The following is a 23,600-nucleotide window of genomic DNA, read 5'->3' as shown; positions in this document are numbered from 1 at the left end:
TAGCGCGATCTCGGCCGGTCCCCGAGGCGGGAGCGCGGGGAATCGGGCTCAGCCGAGCAGCTTCGCGATCGTCTCGCTGATCGGTGCCGGCGGGCGGCCGAGGAGCTTCGCCAGCTCTCCCGGGGTGCCGGCGAGGCGGCCGCGGGAGATGGCGTCGTCGACGTCGACCAGGACCGTCGCCATCAATGCCGGCACACCGGCGCCGGTCAGGATCGCTTCGTACTCCGCGCCGGGGATGGTGGTATGGACCACTGGGCGGCCGCCGAGGCGCGCGAGCTCCGCGGCGAACTCGCCGTACGTGAACGCGGTGTCGCCGCCGAGCTCGTAGGCGACGCCGAGGTGACCGTCGGTACGGAGGACCGTGGCGGCGGCCTCGGCGTAGTCCTCGCGCGGCGCGCTGGCGATGCGCGCGTCGGCGGAGATGCTGTTCACGACGGCACCGCGGGCGAGCGACCCGGCGACGTCGAGGACCACCATCTCGGAGTACCAGTTGTTGCGCAGGAACGTGTACGGCAGCCCGGAGTCAAGGATGCGCTGCTCGGTCTCGAGGTGGTCGTCGGCGAGGGTGAAGTCGGCGTCCGAGCCGCCGAAGACGCTCGTGTACGCGATTTGTGCGACGTCGGCGGCCTTCGCGGCGTCGATGACCGCGGTGTGCTGACCGACGCGCTTGCCCAGCTCGGTGCCGGACACCAGCAACACGCGGTCCCCGGGGGCGAACGCCCCGGCCAGCGTCTCCGGCCGGTCGTAGTCGCCGACGTGGACGTGCACACCCAGGTCGGACGCCTTCTCCGCACTGCGCGCCACGGCCGTGATCTCACCCGCGGGCACGCCGGCCGCGAGGAGGTCGGCGACGACCTGCCGGCCCAGCTGCCCGGTGGCGCCGGTGATGACGATGCTCATGTTCTTCCTTCGGGTCGGTGGATCTTTCGCCACTCACCGTAGGACTGTTACTTTCTCTCGGAAAGTACCCACTTCAGAGTAAGGTACTGGTGTTCGAGTAACCAGGAGGGTGACATGACCGCAGCACTGCCCGAGGCGCCCAACGTCAACCGCGCGACTTGCCCGTCGCGCATCGTGCTGGAACACGTGACGAGCCGCTGGGGCATCCTCGTGCTCGCCGCCCTGTTCGAACGCTCCTACCGCTTCAGCGAGCTCCGCCGCGAAATCGGCGGCGTGAGTGAAAAAATGCTGGCGCAGACGCTGCAAACCCTCGAACGCGACGGTTTCCTCGACCGCGACGCCAAACCCGTCATCCCGCCCCGCGTCGACTACTCGCTCACCCCGCTGGGCCGCGAGGCCGCCGAACAGGTCCGCGGCCTGGCCCACTGGGTCGAGCGCCGGCTCCCCGCCGTAACCGAAGCCCGCGACGCCTACGACGAGGCCCGCGCTTCCTGACGCAGCCGGACGCGTGAGTGGTGGAGCCCGGCTTCACCACTCACGCCACGGGAATCAGCTGGTCGGTGTGGTGCTCGTCGTCTCCGGGGGCGGGGTGGTGTCCGAGCCCGTGGAGGAGGACGAGTCCGAGCCGGACGACGACGAGTCCGAGCCGGACGGCGACGGGGTGGTGGTGGTCGGCGTCGTCGAGTCGGCCGGTGGGGTCGAGCCGGCCGGAGGGGTCGAGCTCTCGGCGGGCGGCGGAGTCGAGCTGTCCGAAGACGGCGGGGTCGAGCTTTCGGGCGGCGGCGGCGTGGTACTGGAGTCCGACGGGGTGGTGCTGGATTCCGCCGGAGTCGTGGGGGTTGAGCTTGGCGTCGTCGACGCCGGGAGCTGCGTGGGGGAGCCCGGCGGGGTGACGACCGGGGGCGGCGGCGGGGCCGGGTTGCCGAGGGGGCTGCCGGCGGCGGCCGCGATGGCGTCCGGGCCCGGGGGCGCGCCGATGGGGACCTGGCTGTCGGGCAGCCGCGACACGCCGCCGCGGTAGGCCGCCGCGTAGGCCATGACCGTGTCCACATAGGACTGCGAGTTGTTGTAGCGCCGCACGGCCACGCGCTGCATCGCGTCGCTGGAAAGGTCCAAGCCGCCGGAGCACAGGTAGCGCGCCGTGGCGAGGGTTTCGTCGTAGATGTTGTTCGGGTTGGACACACCGTCGCCGTTGCCGTCGGACGCGTAGCCCGCCCAGGTCGACGGGATGAACTGCGTGGCGCCCACGGCGCGGTCCCACACCGCGTTGCCGTCGTACTTGCCGCCGTCGGTGTCGCCGATGGCGGCGAACGGGCCGGAACCGTCGAGCACCGGTCCGAGGATCGGCTCGAGTGTGTTGCCCTGCGCGTCGACATAACCGCCGCGCGCGTGGTTGGACTCGATGCGCCCGATGGCCGCGATGAGCTCCCAGTCGAGGTGGCAGCCGGGCTGCTCGCGGGACATGATGTCGGCCGCGTTCTGGTACGCCTTCAGCATGCTGCCCGGAATCCCCAGTGGACCGGACGGCGTGGCCGAACCCATGCTCACCTGGAAGCCTGGCACGGTCAGCGGCAACGGGGTCGGCGGCTGCGGCAGGCTGCCGTCCACGGCGACCGGCGGGAGCTCGATGTTCGGCGGGAGCCACGGCGCGGCGATCGGCGTCTGCGAGGTGCCCGCGGCCGTGGGGGCCGGGGCGGCGGCGAGCGGAATAGGCAGACCCGACGCGGCCATCGTCGGCAGCACCACGAGCGCGCCACCCGCGAGGGCGGCTGCCGCCTTGCCGCGGACAGACCTCCGGCGTGGCCGGTGTTTCGCCATCGTCGCTCCCCGTTTCGCCTTTCGGACCCTCTCTTTCGTCAAGCTAGCCGAAGACGGCCGCCTTTTGTGAGCCTGCGCCAAATCTGTCGAGACGGCGAGGTCTCGTCCATCCACGCTAAATCCGTAGTTGGCCGATCGGACATTTTCACCGGGGTTTAACAGGAGGTGCGGACCGGTTTTCCAACGACTGCGCCGAATGGAGTAATCGCGCGAAGCATCGGGCCAGTGGATCACTGTCGTACGCGCCGAACGCCGGGATCGGTTCGTAACCTTCCCGCTGGTAGAAGCGCATCGCGTCCGGCTGGCGGACGCCGGTTTCCAGTAGCAGCCGCGTGATGCCGTGCGACACGGCCTCCTCTTCGAGCGCCCGCAACAACGCCGTCGAAACGCCGGTGCCACGCGAGGCCGGCGCCACGTACATGCGTTTGATCTCCGCCTCGCCCGGCCCGAGGAACCGCAGGCCACCGCAGCCGACCGCCGTGCCGTCGGACCACGCGATGACAAAAACGGCCATACTTTCGGCGGTGGGCACCGGGCCGGCTTCGTGGTCACTGGTCGCGTACCGGGTGTCCAATTCGGCCCGTTGTGCCGCCCGCAGCGCCACCGCCTCCGGCGCGTCCCACTCCGAACGCAAGATCTCGATCACCGGCATCCCCCAAATTTTCACACGTGGTTTCGGAACAAGTGTTACCGTAACCGATGTTACGGAACGGAGGCGCGCATGCCAAGACAGCGTGACGTCGACGCTCAGCGTGAACTGCTCTCCGGCGCGGTGTGGCAGGTGCTGGCCGTCGACGGGCTACCCGGCCTCACCGTGCGCGCCGTCGCCGAGCGCGCGGGCTGCACCACGGGCTTGGTCATGCACGCGTTCCCGACCAAGCGGGCCCTGCTGCTGCACGCCCGCGACCTGCTGCACCAGCGCACCGCCGAACGCGCCGACGCCACCGAAGCCGCCGGCGGCCCACCCGCCGCCGTGCTGCGCGACGTCCTCTGCCACGCCGCCACTCTCACCGAAGAAGCCGCCGACGAGGCCCGGGTCTGGGTCGGCTTCCTCGCCGCCGCCCTGGCCGACCCCGAGCTGGCCGACCGCCACCGCTCGCACAACCGCTCGTTCGTCATCCGCGTGACGCGGCTCGTCGGCGCCTGCCACCCCCGCTGGGCCCACCCTCGCCGCGAACGGACCGCGAAACGCCTGATCGCCCTGGTCGAAGGCCTCAACGCCCTGACCGCGGCCGACCCCGCCACCTACCCGCCGGCCGTCCACCGCGACGCGATCGCCGCCGCCCTGCGTGAGCTCGAGAACTGATCAGGCGGCCGGCCCGAACCGTCGCCGGTACTCCGACGGGCTCAGCCCCGTGTGCCGCCGCAGCTGCGCCCGCAGGTTGGCGGCCGTCCCGAACCCGCATTCGGTGGCGACGCGGTCCAGCCGCAGCTCGCCGCGTTCCAGCAGCCGGCACGCGAGGCTCACCCGCTCCGTCGTCAGCCAGGCCAGCGGAGTCGTGCCCAGCTCGCCGCGGAACCGCCGGTGCAGCGTCGCCTGGCTGGTCGCCGCCCGCGTGGCCAGGTCCGCGACGGTCAACGCCCGGTCGAGATTGCCGCGCGCCCACTCCAGCACCGGCGCCAGCGACGCGTCCGGCACCACGGGCACCGGCCGTTCCACGAACTGCTGCTGACCGCCGTCGCGGTGACCGGGGAAGACCAGGCGGCGGCTCACGTGGTTGGCGATCTCCGCGCCGTGGTCGCGCTGGATCACGTACAGGCCCAGGTCCATCGCCGCCGCGCTGCCCGCCGCCGTGAGCACCGTGCCCTCGTCGACGAACAGGACGTCGGGCTCCAGCCGCACGTCGGGGTAGCGCTCGGTGAACTCGGCCGCCCATCGCCAGTGCGTCGTCGCGCGCAGCCCGTCCAGCACGCCCGCCTCGGCCAGCGTGAACGCGCCGGTGCAGAAGCTCATCAGCCGCGCGCCGCGCGCGTGCGCCCGTCGGATCGCGGACAGCACCGAGGCGTCCGCCGGCACTTGCGGATCCGGCCGGTTCGGCACGATCACCGTGTCCGCCTCGTCGACCGCGCCGAGCCCCGCGATGCCCGAGAGCGTGAACATCCCCAGGTGCATGCCCACGCGCTCGCGCGCCGAAGCCAGCGTGAACTCGTACCAGGGCCGCCCGAGCTCGGGCCGGCGCAGGCCGAACAGCTCCGTCGCGACGCCCATCTCGAACGGGTTCGAGCCGTCGTCCACGACCATCACCACGCGGTGCGAGGATCCTTGCGACATGTGCTATTCCTAGCACTCCCCGTGGTCTGGCGACAGGACGACGATCGATGGCATGAACCAGCCCATCGATCTGCAGACCGTGCTCGACGGCTTCGACGCCGTGTGGAGCCCGCGCATCGTCGCGAACATCAACGACTACGACGTCCGCCTCGCCCGCTTCTCCGGCGAGCACGTGTGGCACGTCCACGAGAACACCGACGAGTTCTTCCTGGTCCTCGACGGCGAGATCCAGATCGGCCTGCGGGAGCCCGCCGGCGAGCGCGTGGTCACCGTGGGGCGCGGCTCGGTGTTCGTGGTGCCGCGCGGGACGTTCCACAAGCCGTCTTCGAAGGAAGGCGCGGCCGTGCTGCTCGTGGAGCCCGCGGGCACGCTCTCGGTCGGCGACGAGCACGACGAGGTGCCCGATCACGTGGACGTGACCGTCGGCCACCGCGTGGAAATCGCCTGATCACAGCTTCCAACAGCTGAGTTTCAGACTGAGACGGCGTAGTCTCCCGTCCATGAAACGGACTTCCTTCGCGCAGTGGCCGTGCTCCATCGCGCGGACCATGGACCTGCTCGGGGACTGGTGGACGCCGCTCGTGCTGCGCGACGCGTTCTACGGCGTCACGCGCTTCGACGAGTTCCAGCAGGCGCTCGGCATCGCGCGCAACACCCTCGCCGACCGGCTGCGCCGGCTGGTCGACGAGGGTCTGCTGGAGAAGGTGGCGTACCAGACCGAGCCGGTGCGCTACGACTACGTGCTGACCGACAAGGGCAAGGACTTCTTCGGGGTCCTCATCGCGATGACGGCGTGGGGGGACCGCTGGCTCGCCGGCGAGGCCGGCCCGCCGATCACGACGCACCACGAGAAGTGCGGCCACGACACGCACGCCGAGGTCGTCTGCGCGCAGTGCGGCGAGCCGCTCACCTCCGAGGACACGCGGATGCGCCGCGGCCCCGGCTTCCCCGAGAAGATCGCGCACCGGCCCGACGTCGAGGCGCGGTTCGCGAAGCAGGAAGCCGCGCACTGAGCCGACCTCGCGTTGACATGAGGGTCTCACTACGAAACTATCGTGGTCAGAGGCACCTTGACGGTCGATGCTGAGGAGGCGCACCACGATGGAGTGGACCGGCGCGCGGTACGCGGACAAGCCCACGGCCGAGGCGGCCACCTGGATCGACAGCGCTCCCGAGGCGGTGTGGCCGTTCGTGTCCGACGTGCAGCGCATGCCCGAGATGAGCGCTGAGCTTCAGCGTGTCGAGTGGTGCGACGGGGCGACCGGCCCGAAGCTCGGCGTCTCCTTCGTGGGCTACAGCAAGCACGACGCGCTCGGCGAGTGGTCGACGACGTCGTTCATCGTCGAGTACGACGAGCCGCGCGTGTTCGCGTGGGCGGTGGCGGACGCGGACATGCCCACGGCGACCTGGCGCTTCACGCTCGAGCCCGAGAACGGCGGCACGAAGCTCACGCAGTGGATGCAGATGGGGCCGGCGCGATCGGGTCTGTCGTTCGCCATCGACCGAATGCCGGACAAGGAGGAGAAGATCGTTTTCGTGCGCATGCGCGAGTTCGAGAACGCGATGATCGCGACCGTCGCGGCGATCAAGGACCGGGTCGAGGCGGCGCGCTGATGCGCACCGCGACCACGGTCGAGGCCTCGGGCGGCTGGGCGGAGACGCTGGAGTTCGTGCTGGAGGCTGAAAAACTCGGTCTCGACGTGTGCTGGGTCGCCGAGGCGTGGGGTTCGGACGCGCCGTCGGTGCTCGGCTTCCTGGCGGGGCGCACTTCGCGGCTGCAGCTCGGCTCCGGAATCATGCAGGTCGGTGTGCGCACGCCCGTCGCGGTGGCGCAGGCGGCGTTGACGCTCGCCGACATGTCCGGCGGCCGGTTCTCGCTGGGCCTCGGATCGAGTGGGCCGCAGGTGATGGAGGGACTGCACGGCGTGCCGTTCGCGAAGCCGCTCACGCGGATGCGCGAGACGGTGGAGATCGTGCGCAGCGCGTTCGCGGGGGAGAAGATCTCCTTCTCCGGCAAGGCTTTCGAGATCCCGCTGCCGGGCGAGGCGCGGCCGATGCGGCTGTCGTCGAAAGCACGTGAGGACATCCCCATCTACCTGGCCACGCTGTCGCCGAAGATGTTGGAGCTCACCGGCGAGGTCGCCGACGGCTGGCTCGGCACCAGCTTCGTGCCCGAAGGTGCTTCGGCGTACTTCAGCCACCTCGACGCCGGCCTCGCGAAGTCCGGCCGCGCGCGGGGCGACCTCGACGTGTGCCAGGGCGCGGAAGTCGCGTTCGCCGCACATGACGACGAGCTGCGCGACATGGTGGGCTCTCGGAAGAAGGAACTCGCGTTTTCCTTGGGGGGTATGGGTTCCGCGAGCACCAACTTCTACAACGACGCCTACAGCCGCCAGGGCTGGGCCGAGGTCGCCGCGGAGGTCCGCGACCGCTGGCAGTCCGGCGACCGCGACGGCGCCGCTTCGCTCGTGACGGACGAGATGGTCCTGGGCACCACGCTCATCGGCACCGAGGACATGGTCCGCACGCGGCTGCGCGTCTGGCGCGACGCCGGCGTCGACACGGTGCGCCTCTACCCGGCGGGCGACTCGCTCGAGGCGCGGCTGTCGACGCTCGGCCGCGCACTCGACCTGGTGCGGCAAGTGGGTTGATCGTTCGGTTTGTCTGCGCGATCCCGGCCGTCTCCGGGATAGTGGGGCTCCCCGAACGAGGAGCCCTCCGATGCGCAAGATCGTGTCCACGTTGTTCGTGTCGCTGGACGGCGTCGTCGAAGCGCCGGACCGCTGGTCGCTTTCGCACTGGACGCCCGAGCTCGAACGCATCGTCGGCGCCGGCATGTCCGACGCCGACGCGATGCTGCTGGGCCGCGTGACGTACGAGGGCTTCGCCGAAGCGTGGCCCGGCCGCACGGACGACCCCGGCGCGGAGTTCATGAACAACGTCCGCAAGTACGTCGCCTCCACCACGCTCACCGCCGTCGGCTGGCAGCACACCACCCTCCTGCCGCGCGACCTCGAACCCGCGATCCGCGACCTCAAGGCCGCCCCCGGCGGCACCATCCTCACCAGCGGCAGCGCGACGCTCGTGCGCTGGCTGCTCGCCCGCCGCCTCGTCGACGAGCTGGTCCTCCTGCAACACCCCGTCGTCGTCGGCGCGGGCCGCCGGCTGTTCCCGGCGAACGGCCCACACCTGGACTTCGCGCTGGAACGGTCGAAGGTGTTCGGCAACGGGGTGGTGCAGCTCGTCTACCGGCCGGCCGAGCCGCGCGGCTAGTTCACCTGCCGCTCCGATCGAACTCGCCGACATCGGGGGCCGCGGGGTCAATCGGCGATGTGGCCGACGACTTGGGGGATTTCGAACAGGTTGCCGGTGTCTCCGGTGTGCAGGAACGCGACGTTGCTGCCGGCGGGGATCCGCCCGCTGCGGGCGTGGTCGAGCAATCCCGCGAGTCCCTTGCCGGTGTAGACGGGGCCGACGAAGACGCCCTCTGCTCGGGCCAGCTCGCGGATGGCTGCCGAGCTTTCGGGGGACGCGACGGCGTAGTCCTCGCCGATGAAGCGCTGGTCGATGTCGATCTCGGCGCGGATCGTCGCGTCGTCGGGTACGGGCGCACCCAAGGTGGCCAGAACCGCCTTGGTCCGTTCGACGATCACGCCGGGGTTCATCCAGTCTTCGTCGTTGTACTTCAGGATGGAGATCGACCGGAACTTCACCGGGTGGCCCAGGCTCAGCTTGGCCGCCAGCATCCCCGGCAGCGCGGTCCCGGTGCCGATCGTGTGGTAGACGAAGTCGAGCTCGGCCCCTGCGGCGTCGGACTGCTCCAGCATCTCCCGGAAGGTCAAGGCGTGCGCGATGAAGCCGTCGGGGTGTGCACCGCCGGCTCCGACGACGAGGACCTTGTGCCCCTGTGCCTCGAGTTCGGCCTTGCGGTGCGTGATGGTGCCGGTGATCCGCGGGGCGTCTCCGGTGCTGCCGGTGACGTTGATGACGTGGGTTTCGACCCCCATTGTTTTGTTGAGCAGGTAGTTGCCGCGGAGCTCGCCGAGTTCACCGTGCCGGGGCACGTTCCGCGTCAGCACCAGGATCGGCGTGATCCGCGCGCTCAGGCAGGCGGCGGCGAACTGCAGCCCCGAGTTGGTCAGGTATGCGCCCTGGGTGATCACGTGCGTCACCCCGTCCTCGACGGCCCGCCCCAGGATGAACTCGGCCAGACGCATCTTGCTTCCGCTGATCGCACTGGGGCCGGCCAGGTCCTCGCGTTTCAGGAAGAAGTTGATCCCGTACGCCGCCGACAGGTTGGGCAAGGCGTGGAACGGAGTGGGATAGAACCCGACCCGACGTCGGGGGAGTGTGTCGATGGCGGTGTCGAAGTGCGTGAAGTCCATGCGTCCAGCGTCACCGACGCCTCTGGATTAGCACAAGCGATGATCTCTTCTCGGTCGATAAGCTACGCTTAACTTCATGTCTTGGCTGTTCGATCCGCGGCATCTGGTGACCCTTGCGGCCGTCGTACGGCTCGGCTCGTTCGCCGCTGCCGCGGAGGAGCTGGGCTACACCCAGTCCGCGGTCTCGCAGCAGATTGCGGAACTGGAACGACGAGTCGGTGCGCGAGTCGTGGTCCGGCGGCCCGTCCGTGCGACCGAGGCCGGGAAAGTTCTTCTCGACACCGAGGCCGCGATCACCACCTCGATGAGCCACGCCGCCACCGAGCTCGCGGCGCTGGCGGACGGAACCGTCGGCGAGGTGCGGCTCGGCGCGTTCATCTCCGCCGCAGCCTCGATCGTCCCTCCCGCGCTCGCGCGCCTGCGGTCGACCCGTCCGGCAGTTCACATCACACTCCGCGAACTCGAGCAGCGCGAAACGCATGCGCTGCTGTTCCGGGGTGAGATCGACCTGGCCATCACCTTCGACTACGAACACGCTCCCGAGCCAGTGCCCGCCGGGCTCAGGCAAGAGCACCTCATGGACGATCCGATCATGGTCGTCCTTCCCGTCGGTCATCCCCTGGCCGGAGCGAACAGCGTCACCCCGGCCGACCTGCCGTCGGACGCGTGGATCACCACCGCGGTCGACGTCCGCGACTTGGCAGCGTCACCCCTCGACCGCGACCGGGGAAGCGGACATCGCCTGGACTTCAACGGCATGGACTTTCGCACCGCACTCAACCTCGTCGCGGCGGGCCTCGGCGTCGCCCGGCTGCCGCGGTTGTTACTGCTGGACGCTCCCCCGAGCGTCGTGGTTCTCCCGATGCGGCAGCCCACACTCGTCCGTCGCCTCTACACCTGCCGACTCGACACCCGAGGCGTGACCGAGCCGATCAGACGACTCGAGACGTACCTGCGGGAAGCCGCAACGGAACTCTGACACGAAAGGCTTTTTCAGAGATGCCCTAGTGCACCTGCCGCTCCTGGCCTTCCCAGAACGGCTTGCGCAGCTTGAACTTCTGGATCTTGCCCGTCGCCGTGCGGGGGAGTTCGTCGAGAAAGTCCACGCGCTTCGGGCACTTGTAGCCGGCCAGGTGGCCGCGGCAGTGCGTGATCAGGTCCTCCGCCGTCACGGGGGTGCCGTCGGTGACGACCAGGGCCGTGACGAGCTCGCCCCATTTCGTGTCGGGGATGCCGATCACGGCGGCCTCGCGCACGGCCGGGTGGGAGTTCAGGGCGTCTTCCACCTCGATGGACGACACGTTCTCGCCGCCGGTGATGATCACGTCCTTCTTGCGGTCGGCGATGGAGAGGTAGCCGTCCTCGAAGCGGCCGCCGTCGCCGGTGTGGAACCAGTTGCCCGCCTGCACGCGGGCGGTTTCGTCGGGGTTCTCCCAGTAGCCGTCGAGGTTCATGTTCGACTGGACAAGCACCTCGCCGTCGGTGTCGATCGACACGCGCACGCCCAGCGCCGGCGCGCCCGCGCGGCCCAGGAGCTTCGCCTGCTCGTGCGCGTCGAGGTCTTCCCACTCCGAGCGGAAGCGGTTGACCGTGAGCAGCGGCGACGTCTCGGTGAGGCCGTAGATCTGGATGAACTCCCAGCCCAGCTCGGCGCGCACGCGTTCGATGGTGCGGGTCGGCGGCGGCGCGCCCGCCACGACGATTCGCACGCGGTCGCGGCCGGGGATCTCGCCGTCCCACTTCGCGGCGCCGTCGAGCGCCGCGGTGACCACGGCGGGGGCGGCGCACATGATCGTGACGCCGTGTTCCTCCACGCGGCGCAGGATCTCCGTGCCGTCGACCTTGCGCAGCACGATGTGGCGCGCGCCGAGACCGGTGACGCCGTAGGGCATGCCCCAGCCGTTGCAGTGGAACATCGGCAGGGTGTGCAGCAGCACGTCGTTGTCGTTGAGCGTGGTGTGCAAGGCGAACGTGGTGGCGTTGAGCCAGAGGTTGCGGTGCGTCAGCTGCACGCCCTTGGGCCGCGCGGTGGTGCCCGAGGTGTAGTTGAGCGTGGCGGTGGCCGATTCGTCGGGCGTCCACAGCCGCGGTTCGCCGTCGCCGCCGAAGATCTGCTCGTCGTGCTCGCCGAGCACGAACACGTGCTTCGCGGTGACAGAGTCCAGCAGCGGCTTCAGCTCCGGGTCGACCATCACGACCTCGGCGCCCGAGTGCTCCACGATGTAGCGCACCTCCGCCGGGGCGAGCCGGAAGTTCACCGGCACCAGGATGCGGCCCCAGCCCGAAACCCCGAAGAACGACGTGAGCAGCCGCGCCGAGTTGTGCGAAACGATCGCGACGCGGCCGCCGACGGGCACGCCCAGCGCGTCGAGGTTCGCGGCCTGCCTGCGGGCCCGCCGGGCCAGCTCGCGGTAGGTGATCGCGCCCCACGATGCCGCGGGCTGGTCGGGTTCGTCCACCACCGCGATCCGGTCCGGGTACACCGTTTCCGCGCGGTCGAGGAAATCGCGGACAGCGAGGTCGTAGAACACGTGCCGATCCCTTCGCGTCGAACGGGCAGCGCTGCCCGTGCGGCGATGATGCCCGTGCGGTGACCACCCGGCCACCCCACAAAGGGGGTGCTCAGCCGAACAGGCCGGCCGCGCGCGCCCGGTTCACCGCCTGGATCCGGTTGCTGACGTCGAGCTTGCGCATGGCGTGCTTGAGGTACGACTTGACCGTGTTGGGCAGCAGCCCGAGCCGCTCGGAGATCTCGTCGTTGGTGCAGCCCTCGCTCACGAGCCGCAGCACGTCGAGCTCGCGCGGCGACAGCGTGATCCCCGGCGGTGCCTCGGCCGGACGCAGGCGTTCGCACACTTCGAGCAGCCGCGCGCGGGCCTCGTCGTCGTGCATCGAACCGGCGATCGCGAGGAGCTCGGCGCGCAGGTCGTGGTGCTCACCCGCCGGCGGTGTCGCCACCCGGCGCCGGACTTCCTCCTCCACCTCGATGTCGCGCTCCAGCCGTGCGACGACCGCGCTCGCCGCGCGCAGGATCCGGTCGCCGAAAGTGATCGAATCGCGTGTCGCCGCGTACAGCACCGCGCGCGTCGACGCGCCCACGCGCACCGGCAGCGCGACCATCGCCCGCAGTTGCTCCGGCGCGACGGCGCGGTCGTACTTGTGGGTGATGCCCTGCGCGTTGAGGTAGTCGATGACCGTCGACGGCCGCCCGAGCGCCACGGCCTTGCCGCCGAGCCCGGCGCCGGTGTCGACGCGGAGGTGCTGCAGCGAGCCCGTGGCCGTGCCGCGCAGCTGGTCGATCACGAGCGTGCGCGACCCCGCCGACACGGGCCCGCCCATCGCGACCGGCAGCCCGGTCACGCGCTGGAGCGCCTGCAGCGCGCCGGCGACCAGGGGGCTGGCCGTCAGCGCGAGCCTGCCCGATGGCGTCATGGGCACCGTCCCTGGACCTGTCTCGCTTGACCTGCGGCTTTCGGCTTTGCCGAGGCGTCCACCGTACGTGATACGTCGCGTTCGGACTACCGGTGTGGTTCCGTGGTGCGGTGGCAGCACCGGATTTCGACACCGTCGCCGATGACCTCTACGCGGGCGAGCCCGCGGACTTCGTCGCGTCGCGCTCCGCCGCGGCCCGCGCGGCCAAGCAAGCGGGCGACGCCGAGCTCGCGCGCCGCATCCAGGCACTGCGCAAGCCGACGACCGCGGCCTTCTTCGTCAACCGGCTGGCTCGCGACGGTTCCTCGGCGCTCGAGGAGCTGGCCGAGCTGGGCGACCGGCTGCGTGCCGCGCACGCGAGTCTCGCCGGCGAGCAGCTGCGGGAGCTGGCGCAGCGGCGGGCCGAGCTGGTGCGCGGGGTCCTGCGCGACGCGCCGGACCTGAGCGACTCCGTCGCGCGTGAGGTGGAGGAGACGCTGGAGACGGTCGTGGCGGACCCGGACGTCGCGCGGCTCGTGCTGGCGGGGCGGCTGACGTCGGTGGCGCACCAGGATGTGGACCAGTGGCTGTCGTTGCCGGCTGCTCCGGGTCCACGGAAGAAGAAACCCGCTCCGGAGAAGAAAGCCGCGCCGGCCAAGGAAAACACCCGCCGCAAGCAGGCCGACGAGAAGGCCGCGCGCGAGAAGTCCGAAAAGGACCATGCGGACCGCGAACGGGAACGCGTCGCCCGCGAAGAGTGGCAGCGCAAGGCTTCCGCCGCCACGCGCGAACGAGCCGAAGCCTCACGAACCCTGGTCCGCACCGAACGCATCGCCGAACTGGCCGACGCCCGCCTGGCCGAGCTGCGCGAACGCCTGGCGGACGCGGAAACCCGAGCCGCCCGCGCGGCCGAGGACCTCTCGGCGGCGCGGGCGGCGTTCGACAAGGCCGACGAGGCCGTGCAGCAGTTCGCTCACAAAAGCACTTCGGCGAGCCGGCGGTAGCCCGTCAACGGGTCGGGCCCCAGCACGTGGACCCCGACGTGGTCGGCGCCGGCGTTCAGGTGTTCGGCCAGCCGGCTGTGGATCGCGGCGGGCGTGCCGTGGAGGACGAGGTCGTCGATGAGGCGGTCGCTGCCCTCACCGGAGACGTCGGCGTCGGTGTAGCCGAGGCGGCGCAGGTTGTTCACGTAGTTGCGCAGGCCGAGGTAGGGCTTGTGCACGAACGGACGGCCGATCGCGCGAGCGGCCACGGGATCGTCGTCCACCACGACCTTGTGCTCCGGCGCCAGCAGCGCGCTCGGGCCGAGGACCGCCCGCGCGTGCTCGGTGTGCTTCGGCACGACGAGGTACGGGTGCGCGCCGCGCGTACGCGCGGCGGCGAGCTCGAGCGAACGGTCCCCCAGTGCCGCGAGCACACGGGCTTCGGCGGGCACGCCTTCGGCGTCGAGCTGGTCCAGGTAGGCGACCATCTTCTGGTACGGACTCTGGTACGTCGTGATCGACTCCGGGTGCCCGACGCCGACGCCGAGAACGAACCGCTCACCGTGCCGCTCCGCGAGGCGGTGGTAGGCGGCGGCGATGCGGCCGGCGTCGTTGGTCCACATGTTCACGATCGCGGTGGCGACGGTGATCCGGTCGGTGGCGTCGAGGACTTCCTCGAAGTAGGCCAGATCCTCGACGGAGCTCGCGCCGATGCCGAACCACACCGTGGCGTAGCCCAGTTTTTCGGCTTCCACGGCCACTTTCTTGCGGGTCTCGTCGTCGGTGGCGGGGCTCATCCACACGCCGTACCGGCCGAGTGCTGCTGGCATGCCGGATCCTCCTCTATATTTGTTATAGAGACGACTGTAGCAAATGTATCGATGAGCCGAGGCGCGGGGCTGTTGGTGCATGCTCGTAGTCGTGATCGATGATTTCTCGAAGGAGTACCTGCACAGTGACCTGCGAGAGATCCGCGCGGCGATGCTCCGGAAGCTCGACGGGCTGTCCGAGTACGACATCCGTCGTCCCCTGACCTCGACCGGAACCAACCTGCTCGGTCTGATCAAGCACCTGTCGGTGTGGGAGTCCCGGTACTTCGGCGAGGTCTTCGATCGGCCGTTCCCCGAGCCGGTCCCCCGGTGGGACGACGTCGAACAGCGCGGTACCGACTTATGGGCGACCGAACGCGAAACGCGCGAGGAGATCACCAGCCGCTACCAACGAGCCTGGGCACACTCCGACGCGACAATCGCCGCGCTCGCCATCGACTCGCCCGGCTACGTGCCCTGGTGGCCACGTCCTGACGTGATGCTGTTCAACGTCCTGGTCCACATGCTCACGGAGACCAGCCGGCACGCCGGGCACGCCGACATCCTGCGCGAACAGTTGGACGGCGAAGTCGAGATGGATGCGGCAGGCATGGTCCGGCGGGGGCAGGATGCAGCCTTCTGGGAGCGTCGGCGGACGGAAATCGAGCGGGCGGCCAAAGCCGCCGATCCAGCCACCGCCTGAAGGTTTCACCGCCCATCAGGCGGAACACCTCGTTCACGGCCCCTGGCCTGCCGCGTCACTCGGGCCAGCTCAGTGCCCGCTGGACATGACTCGGATGAGGTCGCCCAGGTGACCTGGGCCGCCTTAGGAAGCGAGGCGGTCCAGCCACTCGCGCAGCATGGTCTGCTCGACCGGGGTGAGCTGCTCGTTCTTCCCGTCCAGCGCCGTCGCGAGGGCGACAGCCAGCGCGCCGATAGACGACGGCGCATCGGCGGGCTCGTCGGTGATCAGCTTGGCGAGCAGTGCGTCGCGGACCTGGTGGGACATCGCCAGGTCGCGCGCGTCTTCGGGCTGGGCGATGAGGCTGAGCGTGACGCCGGAGTTGGCGGCCGCGATCTGCCGCGCGGCCTCGGCGGGGCTCACGCGCAGGCGGCCCTGGCGGGCGGCGCGCGTGAGCAGCTCCAGCAGCATCGCCTCGGCGCTGGAGGTGAGGGTGCAGGGGACGCCGGGCTGGATCTGGCCGTAGAGCAGCACGTAGAAGGCAGGGTGGGCCAGGCCGTAGTCCACGTGGCGGTCCCAGCCCTCGCGGATCTGCTCGACCGGATCGGCGTCCGCGCGGTTTTTGTCGGTGCTCTCCACATACTGGGTGAAGCCGAAGTTGACCACCGCGTCGAGCAGTCCCTGCTTGCTGCCGAAGTGGTGGTACAGCGTCGGCGCCTGCACGCCGGCCCGCTCGCAGATCGCGCGGGTCGAGACCGGTCCGCCGGCCGCAGCGTCGAGGAGCTGGGCCGCTGCCAGGAGCAGCCGGTCCTTGGCGCTGGTGTTCTGGATGGGCATGTAACGAATGTAGCGCTTGATGGAGGGGAGAAGCGGATGCCGCTGGCCGACGAGATGCTCAACGACGCGGCCGTCAGGGGGCTGCTCGCGTCGATGAAGGTAGCCGCGCCCGGCGTCGCGTTCGGGGAGCTCCGCCGGGTCCGCCTGGGTGGGCTCGGGCTGCGGCAACGCACGGACGCGGTGCGCGACGCATTGCTGGCCGACCTGCCGGGCGGCTACCGCGAGCTGTCGGACGTCGTGGAGCGGGCGTTGGCCGACGAGTCGTTCTCCGGCTGGATGATCTGGCCCGTCTCGGAGGCGGCTTCGGCGCGGGCGCTGGCGGACGGCGGGCCGGTCGCGTTCGACGCCGCGTTGGATCTGCTCGCCGCCTTGACCCCGCGGCTCACGGCGGAGTTCGCCATCCGGCCGTTGCTCGACGCGGATCTCGACCGGGCGTTGCCGAAGGTGCTGACCTGGACTTCCGACCCGTCGGAGCACGTCCGCCGCCTGGCCTCGGAGGGCACGCGGCCGCTGCTGCCGTGGGCGCGTCGGGTGGGGGCGATCACCGCCCGGCCGGGCGTCACGGCGCCGATCCTCGACGCGCTGCACCGCGACTCGTCGGCGTACGTGCGGCGTTCCGTCGCCAACCACCTCAACGATCTGAGCCGCGCGCGTCCCGACGCGGCGGTGGCCGCGGCCGGCCGCTGGGTGGGTGCTTCCGGTGACAAACAGACCGCGCAACTCGTCCGGCACGGCCTGCGCACCCTGATCAAACAAGGCGACCCGGGTGCCTTGGCGCTCCTCGGCTTCGCGCCACCGTCCGGCATCACCTTCGACGGTCTCGTGCTCTCGGCGCCTTCGGTGTCCATCGGCGCCGAGCTGGGCTTCACCGGCACGCTGCGCAACACGGGCGACACGCCGATGAACTTGGTCGTCGACTACGTCGTGCACCACCGCAAAGCCAACGGCACCACCACACCGAAGGTCTTCAAGCTCACCACCCGTGTCCTCGACCCGGGCGCCGAGCTGCTCCTGGACCGCACCCACTCCTTCCGCGTCATCACCACCCGCGTCTACCACCCGGGCGCGCACGCGCTGGAGATCCAGGTGAACGGAACTTCGTTGGGGAAGGCGGATTTCGAGCTGTTGGCGTGAAGTCAACGCTCCACTGTGGACTGAGTCAGTGGAGCAGGTACCGCAGCATCAACGTCCCGTCGTCCTCCAGGACCGAGGTCAGCTGGAGTCGCGCGGGGTCGATGGTGTCGCCGAAAGCCGCGCGCGGGGCGAGGCCCGCGATGAGGAAGGGGGAGATCGTCAGGCGGAGCTCGTCGACGGCGTCGGCGGCCAGGAGGGACGCGAAGAGGCGCGGGCCGCCCTCGCAGTCGATGCGGGTGAGGCCGCGGGAGACGAGGGCCGAGACGGCGGAGCCGAGGTCGACGGCGTCCGTGCCGGCCACGAGCACGTCGGCGCCCGCGGCGGTCCAGGCGGCGCGCAGGTCGGGGTCGGTGCCGGCGTGGGTGATGACGATGGTGGGCACCAAGGCGTTCGTGATCACCGGGGCGTCCGGGCGCAGCGAGCCGCCGCCGGTGACCACGGCGACCGGCGGGATCGGCGCGAGGCCGTGGCGGCGGCGCCGGTCGGTGGAGTGCTCGTCCGGGCGCATGCCCTGGAAGCCCTCGAGCACGGCCGTACCCGCGCCGACCAGCACGACGTCGGCGAGGTCGTTGCCCAGCCGGTAGATCACGCGGTCGGCGGGCGTGGACAGCGAGGCCGAGCGGCCCTCGACGGTGACGGCACCGTCGGCGCTCGACACGAAGTTCACCGCGAGCCACTTGCCGGGCGCCGGGTACGCGTAGAGCGCCTCCAGGTCGGCCTCGGCCAGATCGCGCGCGTCCGGGAAGATCTCCCGCATCAGACCGACCGCACCACGTGCGCGGGCGGGCGCGTGCCGACGATGCTGGCCACCATCTCCGCCACCTGCCGCGTCTCCACGACCTGGTGGGCGCGGAACATCGCGGCCCCGTGCAGCGCCGCGACGGCGGTGGCCGCGAGCGTGCCGATCACGCGCTCGCCGACGGGCACGTCGAGCGTCTCGCCGATCACGTCCTTGTTCGACAGCGCCATCAGCACCGGCCAGCCCGTGTCCACGAGCGCCTGCGTGTGCCGCATCAGCTCCAGCGACTGGTAGGAGTTCTTGCCGAAGTCGATGCAGGGGTCGATCATGATCCCCTCGCGCGGCACCCCGCGCTCCAGCGCGCGCTTCGCGAGCTCGGTGGTGCCGTCGATCACGGCGCCGACCACGTCGTCGTACTGCGGCTTCGCGGCTTCGGTGCGCGGCGTGAGGCCGTTGGTGTGGGAGCAGATGTACCCCGCGCCGTGCTCGGCCGCGACGTCCAGGATCTCGGGCTCGAAGGCCGCCCAGTTGTCGTTCACGATGTCGGCGCCGGCGCGGCAGACGGCGTCCGCGACCTCGGCGCGGTAGGTGTCGACGCTGATCACGAGGTCCGGGAACGTCTCGCGCGCCCATTCGACGGTCGGCACCACGCGGGCGATCTCCTCCGCCGTGGTGACCTCGGGGCCCTTGCCGGCCGGCACGCCGCCGATGTCGATGAGGTCCGCGCCCTCGGCGCACGCGCGGCGGATGGCGTCCTGCGCGCGGGTCTCGAGGTAGGTCGCACCGTTGTCGTAGAACGAATCGGGGGTGCGGTTGATGATGGCCATCACCAGCGCGCGATCGCTGGTGAGGCGGCGGCCTCGGAAGACGAGGTCGGGCGTGTGCATGGCTTCTCCCGTACCGGAACGTCGGTTCCCGCGATCATAGGCGAGCGCACGACGGTGATACGGCGGGCAGGTGGCGGGCAACACCGCCGAAGGCCACCTGCTCCCGGGCCGGCGACTTCAGGAGGCGAGTGCCTCGTTGATGGCGTGGAATTCGTGGGAGGTGCGAGTGGCGGAGAATTCGATCACGGTGTAGTGCGCGAGGCGCTGGACCACGAGCGGGTCGGTGGCGAGCACGGCGTCCAGCTTGCCGCGCACGCAGGGGCGGGTGAGGATGACCTGGTCGTGCTCGGTGTCCCCTTTTCCGGAAACCAGGAACAATCCGCGGGAGAAGTGGGTTCGCAACCACTCCGCGTGTTCTGCCAGTGCGTAGTCGACTTCGTTTCGAGGCGCCGTGTAGGCGAGCAAGGCTATGTACATGTCTTCAGAGTAGAACTCACTCACGGCAATCGCATCCTCCTGCCGAGTGGCGGCGCCCACGCGTTATCCCGGAATTGCAATGTGTTCTTTACGTGCTCTTTTTTCGCGTTTTCACAATGGACGGCGTACGTAAATCTGCGTACGCGGGTGTCGACACCGAGCGGACGACGAAACGTTGTCACAGCACCAAACTGACGTCATGACTCAGCCGGTGATGGACGCCGTGAGCCGCATCTGGCGGGACGGCAGGCGCGTGGAACGCGTCGCGTACGTGGTGGGGGCGGTGCTCTTCGCGAGCGGCGTCGTGAACGCGGTGGTGCTGCTGGCCAGTGGCGGCACGTGGCTCGGGCCGGTGTCGCTGCGCAAGGCGGTCACGTTCGGGTTGTCGTTCGGTCTCACGCTGGCGTCGGTGGCGTGGGCGACGTCGTACGTCGTGCTGCGGCCGCGGGCCCGGGCCGGATTGCTCGGCGCGTTCGTCGTGGCGTGCGTGGCGGAGGTCGTGCTCGTGACCATGCAGGCGTGGCGAGGGGTCCCGTCGCACTTCAACTTCGAGACCGGCTTCGACACGGTGGTGTCGATGTCGCTCGCGGCCGGCGGCGGCGTGATCGTGGTGACGGCGCTGGGCTTCACGGCCGCGGCTTTCCGTTCGCCGGGCCGCATGGCGCCGAGCATGCTGGTCGCCGTGCGCTTCGGTCTGCTGGTGCTGATGGTCGCGCTCGCCACGGGCGCGGTAATGATCGCCCGCGGTGTCGTCGAGGCGCGCGGCGGGTCCCCTGAGTTGGCCTACACGACCGCCGGTTCTCTGAAACCCCTGCACGCCGTGGCGATGCACGCGATCCTCGTACTGCCCGGGCTCGCGTGGCTGCTGCGCTTCACGGCGTTGCCCGAGCGGGCTCGCCTGCGCGTCGTCTGGCTCGCCGTGGCCGCCGACGCCGTGCTCACAGCGGTGATCGGCATCGAGGCCTTCGCGGGAATTCCGCCCTTCTACGCGCCTTGGTTCTTACTCGCGATCTCGGCCCTGGCATCCCTTGTTCTGGCCGGCACCGTTGTTTTTTCGTTAATTCGCGGGAAAAGCCCCGCTGGCTATTTCAGTGCAAGCAATCCCTGAACCGCGTCGACGAGCGTCCGCCGCCTCCCCGCGCGGGCGCTCGGCAGGTGTGGCCCCAGTTCCGGGTTGGTGCTGTGCCACGCCGCGGAAAGCGCTTGGATCAGCACGAGCAGCTGCACGGGCGAAAAGTGCCCGGAGATCTCGCCTTCGCGTTGCGCCCGCCCGATTTCCCGCAGCCGGACGTCGTTGACCTCGGTGATGGCCGCGAGATGCTCGGCCTCCGTCCGCTCGAGCCGATACCACGTCGAGAGCCGCAACGTCTCGGGATGCTCGTCGAAGTAGTCGAACGCCCGCCCTGTGTACCCCGCGAGATCCCCGGCGTCGAACGGCACCGCCTCGAAGAACGCCGCCGTCCGCTCATCGAACGCGGCGTCGAACAGCCCCTCCTTGCTGCCGAAGTACGAGTAGATCATCGCCTTGTTGCACCCCGCCGCCGCGGCCACCCGATCCACCCGCGCCCCCGCGATCCCGTATGCGGCGAACTCGCTGATCGCGGCTTCGAGCAGCCGCTGCTTGGTCTGTTCCGCGTCGCGCGCCATCCGGTGAGGTTACCAACCAACTGGTCGGTGAGTTGAGGTTTGGTCGTCCATGTCACGCGTCGGCTTCCACGGTGGCAACAGGGCCACGTCAGCGGTACCCGGTCTGGAGCTCTCGGATCCGCTCGGTGAGGTATTGCTTTGTTTCGGCAGGTGAGAGCGCTCGGTCGGCGAGGTGCCCGAGTTTGTCGGCGTAGTCGGAGACGGCTTCCTCCGACGTCAGGTACACAGTGGTGTGCGAGTGCTGTAATGCGACGGTCGGGCGCTGATCGGTCCTGGTGTAGATCGTGAACCCCGGCAGATCCTCTTGCTCGGCGGTCAGGAGCCGGATCGTCTGAGGCTCGCGGGCCAGCGTCCGGAGCAGGTGCTCGTGCTGGACGATCGACGTCTCACGACTGATCACCGGGTTGCGAAGCGACCGGCGGCCGACGATGGATTTCCGGGTTGCCGAACCGGCCTTCGCGAGAGCCGGCGTGGTGCTCAGGTCGAAGAAGTAGCTCTCCGGACTCGCGCCGGGAGGCGTCGTGTGTTCGAGCATCTCCCAGGTGTAGTCGCGGGTCTGCAGGTGAGTGGGCAGAAACGTCGGCGACCACTCGGCGATGGTGGTCGCGACCTGCTCGTACGCGTGCATCATGCGCACCGATCCGGCGTGCAGGTGTACTGCGTGCATGGTGCTGTGCGTGCTGGCGGCGAGGTCTCGGAGCCTGGTGTACTCGGCCTGGGGCAGTTTGAGCAGGCCGAGCAGGAAGGACAGCATGTCCGGTGGCGGCGTGCGGTAACCGGCCTCCCAGTTGGTGAGGTGACCGGGCGAAAGTCCGGCCCGCTTCGCGAGTTCACGCAGGCCGAAGCGGGCCTGCAACCGCGCGGCGCGCAGCTCCGCACCGAGCGCGACGACGGCAGGTGAGGTGGCGCGGATTCCGGTCTTCACTGTTGTTCTTCCTGAGGTTGTTTTCGGTGTTCGTTGAGGTGTTCGTTCCCGGGGACTCGGCCGGCGCCGGCTTCCTCGTGCTCGACGCGCGTGCAGATGGCTCGCACCGACTCGGAAGAACGCTGGACGCGCCGGTTGTGCCGGTTCCCGCTGACGGCCACGGCACCGGCGAAAACGATCGGAACAGCCATGACCACCAGGACGAACGCGGCCTCCCAGCTCATCGCCGGGCGCCGGTGGTGATCGCGGCGCACGCGGGTGCCTTCGTGTTGGCGCCGTGCTCTGTTCCTCTCACGAGTCCCCCTGCGCGTTCCGGTCGACGACCTGGCGGATGTTCGCGATCAGCTCGTTCGCTGCCTGCGGTCGAAGCAGCACCGGTGCTCCGGTATCGATCTGCGCCGCCGCGAAGAACGTCCCCGCATGCACCACCCGTCCCACCACGACCTGCGCTGGACCCCCGTCCAGCGCCCGCGCCGGCGCGATCAACCTCGACCGCCAGTCCAAGCCGTCCACGGTGGTGCCTCCCCGTTACTATCTGGTCCATTGCTGTCAGTGCTGCTAACGCTGACTTGATTGGTAGCAAGTGTCAGCGAGCGCAGCACTGCCACGCAATTGCCTGAACGGGTGAATCCTGGATGCGCCGTGGCCTGCACTAGCATGTGCTGCATGGCTGGTAGCGATCAGCAGCAGACTGCACTCGGATGGGCGTTGCGTTCAGCGCGGGAAAGTCGTGAGCTCACTCTCCGGCAGGTCGCTGAGCTGATGGGGAGGAAGGCCTCGGACTCGGGCCTGATCTCGCGATGGGAGTCCGGCGCGCGCCGCCCGAAGGCGGCTGATGTCGCGCTGCTGGTCGAGGTGCTGGAGATCGAAGGTGGCGATGCCGCTCACCTCATGGATCTCGCCAATGGCGCGAATTCCGGCGAACCGTGGTTGGCCGGCTCGCCGCCGGAGCGGCGGCAACAGCTGAACCAGCTCCTCGCCGCCGAGCGCACCGCGACCGAGATCACGGACGTCGCGCCACTGATCCTCCCCGGTGTGCTTCAGACCCGTGACGTGATCCGCAACCAGATGGTCGAGGCGAACGTTCCGGAAGACGAGGTCGATGAGCGAGTCATCACGCGCATCGGGCGGCGCGATGTGGTGACTCGGCCCGATCCCGCCCATCTCGCCGTCTTCCTCGGCGAAGCCGCGATCCGGACGGTGAACGGCGGGCGGCGGATCTGGGCTGATCAGCTTCGTTACCTCCTCGAGATGGCCGAGCTGCCGAACATCGATCTGCACCATGTGCCGTTCGCTGCCGGGTGGTCGCCCCTGCAGATCGGCGGATTCATCCTGATCGAGTCGACCGAGGCCCCGCCGATCGTGAGCTTGGACCTGCACGGCAGAGGCGTGATGCTGAAGTCCGGCGAAGACATTGAGCTGTACCGGCGGCAGGTCGAAGCGGTGCGAGAGAAGGCGATCGATCCCGCGGCGACGACAAAGCTCATCGCGAAGGTGTTGGCTGAATTGGAGCAGGAATGATGGTGCAGCGGGAAATGGGAACCTGGTTCAAGTCGAGGTGGAGCCCGGATCACGCGAACTGCGTCGAGGTGAGGTTCGCGGAGGACCACGTCGGCGTCCGTGACACGAAGGACCGAACCGGCGGGCAGCTCGGCCTCGGACCGCAAGCGTGGTCCGGTTTGCTTGAGTCCGTGGCCGCCGACCGGTAGTCGGTTGTCCATTGTGGAACCTCGCGCACTCTGAGCGGGTTACGC

The 23,600-nt window shown here is 69.7% G+C and carries 29 protein-coding genes; 14 read left to right on the top strand and 15 right to left on the bottom strand.

From position 1 onward, the window contains the following. Positions 1–48: 48 nt before the first annotated feature. Positions 49–900: an SDR family oxidoreductase gene (locus tag ABZU76_RS21675; RefSeq protein ID WP_354872273.1), complete on the bottom strand. Its 852-nt coding sequence runs from the start codon at positions 898–900 to the stop codon at positions 49–51. A 114-nt stretch (positions 901–1,014) separates the two neighbouring features. Here ABZU76_RS21675 and ABZU76_RS21670 point away from each other — a divergent pair, with 114 nt between their 5' ends. After that, positions 1,015–1,395: a helix-turn-helix domain-containing protein gene (locus tag ABZU76_RS21670; RefSeq protein ID WP_354872271.1), complete on the top strand. Its 381-nt coding sequence runs from the start codon at positions 1,015–1,017 to the stop codon at positions 1,393–1,395. Positions 1,396–1,449: 54 nt separating this feature from the next. Here ABZU76_RS21670 and ABZU76_RS21665 read toward each other — a convergent pair whose 3' ends face one another. Further along, a complete protein-coding gene (locus tag ABZU76_RS21665; protein ID WP_354872269.1) occupies positions 1,450–2,718 on the bottom strand; it encodes a lytic murein transglycosylase in 1,269 nt (422 codons plus the stop codon). 145 nt (positions 2,719–2,863) lie between these two features. Beyond that, positions 2,864–3,370, bottom strand: coding sequence for a GNAT family N-acetyltransferase (locus ABZU76_RS21660; RefSeq protein ID WP_354872266.1), 507 nt, complete (start codon positions 3,368–3,370; stop codon positions 2,864–2,866). A gap of 69 nt (positions 3,371–3,439) precedes the next feature. On the opposite strand from ABZU76_RS21660, the gene ABZU76_RS21655 reads away from it, so the two are divergent. Beyond that, entirely contained in the window at positions 3,440–4,024 is a 585-nt protein-coding gene (locus tag ABZU76_RS21655; protein WP_354872263.1) for a TetR family transcriptional regulator C-terminal domain-containing protein, read from the top strand. Here ABZU76_RS21655 and ABZU76_RS21650 read toward each other — a convergent pair whose 3' ends face one another. Beyond that, on the bottom strand, positions 4,025–4,990 hold the full coding sequence (locus tag ABZU76_RS21650; RefSeq protein ID WP_354872261.1) for a helix-turn-helix domain-containing protein: 966 nt from the start codon (positions 4,988–4,990) through the stop codon (positions 4,025–4,027). It lies immediately after the preceding gene. 52 nt (positions 4,991–5,042) lie between these two features. On the opposite strand from ABZU76_RS21650, the gene ABZU76_RS21645 reads away from it, so the two are divergent. From ABZU76_RS21645 to ABZU76_RS21625, 5 genes are all read left to right on the top strand, one after another. Then, entirely contained in the window at positions 5,043–5,438 is a 396-nt protein-coding gene (locus tag ABZU76_RS21645) for a cupin domain-containing protein (protein ID WP_354872258.1), read from the top strand. Positions 5,439–5,490: 52 nt separating this feature from the next. Beyond that, positions 5,491–6,003 carry a helix-turn-helix domain-containing protein gene (locus tag ABZU76_RS21640; RefSeq protein WP_354872256.1) on the top strand — a complete coding sequence of 171 codons (513 nt, stop codon included), beginning with the start codon at positions 5,491–5,493 and terminating at the stop codon, positions 6,001–6,003. 88 nt (positions 6,004–6,091) lie between these two features. Further along, complete coding sequence (locus tag ABZU76_RS21635; RefSeq protein WP_354872793.1) at positions 6,092–6,604, top strand: SRPBCC family protein; 513 nt, start codon at positions 6,092–6,094, stop codon at positions 6,602–6,604. Further along, complete coding sequence (locus ABZU76_RS21630) at positions 6,604–7,641, top strand: LLM class flavin-dependent oxidoreductase (RefSeq protein WP_354872254.1); 1,038 nt, start codon at positions 6,604–6,606, stop codon at positions 7,639–7,641. The genes ABZU76_RS21635 and ABZU76_RS21630 overlap by 1 nt, the downstream gene beginning before the upstream one ends. Positions 7,642–7,711: 70 nt before the next feature. Next, positions 7,712–8,263 (top strand): dihydrofolate reductase family protein, encoded by a 552-nt coding sequence (locus ABZU76_RS21625; RefSeq protein WP_354872251.1) that lies wholly within the window; start codon positions 7,712–7,714, stop codon positions 8,261–8,263. 47 nt (positions 8,264–8,310) lie between these two features. Here the strand turns inward: ABZU76_RS21625 and ABZU76_RS21620 are convergent, their stop codons facing one another. Further along, positions 8,311–9,375 carry a pyridoxal-phosphate dependent enzyme gene (locus ABZU76_RS21620; protein WP_354872248.1) on the bottom strand — a complete coding sequence of 355 codons (1,065 nt, stop codon included), beginning with the start codon at positions 9,373–9,375 and terminating at the stop codon, positions 8,311–8,313. 76 nt (positions 9,376–9,451) lie between these two features. Here ABZU76_RS21620 and ABZU76_RS21615 point away from each other — a divergent pair, with 76 nt between their 5' ends. After that, positions 9,452–10,354 (top strand): LysR substrate-binding domain-containing protein, encoded by a 903-nt coding sequence (locus tag ABZU76_RS21615; protein ID WP_354872246.1) that lies wholly within the window; start codon positions 9,452–9,454, stop codon positions 10,352–10,354. Between the two features lie 25 nt (positions 10,355–10,379). Here ABZU76_RS21615 and ABZU76_RS21610 read toward each other — a convergent pair whose 3' ends face one another. Together ABZU76_RS21610 and ABZU76_RS21605 are read right to left on the bottom strand one after the other, a co-directional pair. Further along, positions 10,380–11,906, bottom strand: coding sequence for an AMP-binding protein (locus tag ABZU76_RS21610; RefSeq protein ID WP_354872244.1), 1,527 nt, complete (start codon positions 11,904–11,906; stop codon positions 10,380–10,382). Positions 11,907–11,997: 91 nt separating this feature from the next. Beyond that, entirely contained in the window at positions 11,998–12,807 is an 810-nt protein-coding gene (locus ABZU76_RS21605; RefSeq protein ID WP_354872242.1) for a helix-turn-helix transcriptional regulator, read from the bottom strand. A 110-nt stretch (positions 12,808–12,917) separates the two neighbouring features. Here ABZU76_RS21605 and ABZU76_RS21600 point away from each other — a divergent pair, with 110 nt between their 5' ends. Further along, positions 12,918–13,790 carry a hypothetical protein gene (locus ABZU76_RS21600; RefSeq protein WP_354872240.1) on the top strand — a complete coding sequence of 291 codons (873 nt, stop codon included), beginning with the start codon at positions 12,918–12,920 and terminating at the stop codon, positions 13,788–13,790. On the opposite strand, the gene ABZU76_RS21595 is transcribed toward ABZU76_RS21600, so the two are convergent. Beyond that, positions 13,760–14,599, bottom strand: a complete 840-nt coding sequence (locus tag ABZU76_RS21595; protein ID WP_354872238.1) for an LLM class F420-dependent oxidoreductase — start codon at positions 14,597–14,599, stop codon at positions 13,760–13,762. The genes ABZU76_RS21600 and ABZU76_RS21595 overlap by 31 nt on opposite strands. A 79-nt stretch (positions 14,600–14,678) precedes the next feature. Here ABZU76_RS21595 and ABZU76_RS21590 point away from each other — a divergent pair, with 79 nt between their 5' ends. Continuing rightward, complete coding sequence (locus tag ABZU76_RS21590; protein ID WP_354872236.1) at positions 14,679–15,281, top strand: DinB family protein; 603 nt, start codon at positions 14,679–14,681, stop codon at positions 15,279–15,281. A 123-nt stretch (positions 15,282–15,404) separates the two neighbouring features. On the opposite strand, the gene ABZU76_RS21585 is transcribed toward ABZU76_RS21590, so the two are convergent. Continuing rightward, entirely contained in the window at positions 15,405–16,097 is a 693-nt protein-coding gene (locus ABZU76_RS21585) for a TetR/AcrR family transcriptional regulator (RefSeq protein WP_354872233.1), read from the bottom strand. A gap of 36 nt (positions 16,098–16,133) precedes the next feature. Between ABZU76_RS21585 and ABZU76_RS21580 the strand changes: the two genes are divergently transcribed. Then, positions 16,134–17,231 carry a DNA alkylation repair protein gene (locus tag ABZU76_RS21580; RefSeq protein ID WP_354872231.1) on the top strand — a complete coding sequence of 366 codons (1,098 nt, stop codon included), beginning with the start codon at positions 16,134–16,136 and terminating at the stop codon, positions 17,229–17,231. Positions 17,232–17,256: 25 nt separating this feature from the next. On the opposite strand, the gene ABZU76_RS21575 is transcribed toward ABZU76_RS21580, so the two are convergent. The 3 genes from ABZU76_RS21575 to ABZU76_RS21565 all read right to left on the bottom strand — a co-directional run bounded on the left by ABZU76_RS21575 (position 17,257) and on the right by ABZU76_RS21565 (position 19,274). Next, on the bottom strand, positions 17,257–17,988 hold the full coding sequence (locus ABZU76_RS21575) for a pyrimidine reductase family protein (RefSeq protein WP_354872228.1): 732 nt from the start codon (positions 17,986–17,988) through the stop codon (positions 17,257–17,259). Continuing rightward, positions 17,988–18,857, bottom strand: coding sequence for a dihydropteroate synthase (gene folP, locus ABZU76_RS21570; RefSeq protein ID WP_354872225.1), 870 nt, complete (start codon positions 18,855–18,857; stop codon positions 17,988–17,990). Before folP ends, ABZU76_RS21575 begins: the two co-directional genes overlap by 1 nt. 117 nt (positions 18,858–18,974) lie before the next feature. Beyond that, the gene (locus ABZU76_RS21565) at positions 18,975–19,274 is read right to left on the bottom strand and encodes a hypothetical protein (protein ID WP_220243647.1); all 300 of its coding nucleotides are present in this window, start codon (positions 19,272–19,274) and stop codon (positions 18,975–18,977) included. A gap of 214 nt (positions 19,275–19,488) precedes the next feature. Between ABZU76_RS21565 and ABZU76_RS21560 the strand changes: the two genes are divergently transcribed. Next, positions 19,489–20,382: a hypothetical protein gene (locus ABZU76_RS21560; RefSeq protein WP_354872790.1), complete on the top strand. Its 894-nt coding sequence runs from the start codon at positions 19,489–19,491 to the stop codon at positions 20,380–20,382. Here ABZU76_RS21560 and ABZU76_RS21555 read toward each other — a convergent pair. The 3 genes from ABZU76_RS21555 to ABZU76_RS21545 all read right to left on the bottom strand — a co-directional run bounded on the left by ABZU76_RS21555 (position 20,358) and on the right by ABZU76_RS21545 (position 22,359). Continuing rightward, the gene (locus tag ABZU76_RS21555) at positions 20,358–20,921 is read right to left on the bottom strand and encodes a TetR family transcriptional regulator (RefSeq protein ID WP_354872222.1); all 564 of its coding nucleotides are present in this window, start codon (positions 20,919–20,921) and stop codon (positions 20,358–20,360) included. The two genes, ABZU76_RS21560 and ABZU76_RS21555, sit on opposite strands and share 25 nt — an antisense overlap. 88 nt (positions 20,922–21,009) lie before the next feature. Then, positions 21,010–21,846 (bottom strand): Scr1 family TA system antitoxin-like transcriptional regulator, encoded by an 837-nt coding sequence (locus tag ABZU76_RS21550; protein WP_354872219.1) that lies wholly within the window; start codon positions 21,844–21,846, stop codon positions 21,010–21,012. Between the two features lie 291 nt (positions 21,847–22,137). Next, positions 22,138–22,359 (bottom strand): hypothetical protein, encoded by a 222-nt coding sequence (locus ABZU76_RS21545; RefSeq protein WP_354872217.1) that lies wholly within the window; start codon positions 22,357–22,359, stop codon positions 22,138–22,140. A gap of 153 nt (positions 22,360–22,512) precedes the next feature. Between ABZU76_RS21545 and ABZU76_RS21540 the strand changes: the two genes are divergently transcribed. Further along, on the top strand, positions 22,513–23,367 hold the full coding sequence (locus tag ABZU76_RS21540) for a helix-turn-helix transcriptional regulator (RefSeq protein WP_354872215.1): 855 nt from the start codon (positions 22,513–22,515) through the stop codon (positions 23,365–23,367). Continuing rightward, positions 23,364–23,555 carry a DUF397 domain-containing protein gene (locus tag ABZU76_RS21535; RefSeq protein WP_354872212.1) on the top strand — a complete coding sequence of 64 codons (192 nt, stop codon included), beginning with the start codon at positions 23,364–23,366 and terminating at the stop codon, positions 23,553–23,555. Before ABZU76_RS21540 ends, ABZU76_RS21535 begins: the two co-directional genes overlap by 4 nt. Positions 23,556–23,600 lie beyond the last annotated feature (45 nt).

The organism is Amycolatopsis sp. NPDC005232 (assembly GCF_040607795.1).
Classification (GTDB): domain Bacteria; phylum Actinomycetota; class Actinomycetes; order Mycobacteriales; family Pseudonocardiaceae; genus Amycolatopsis.
The sequence above is the reverse complement of the archived record's forward strand: the minus strand, read 5'-3'. Positions and strand labels throughout refer to the sequence as shown.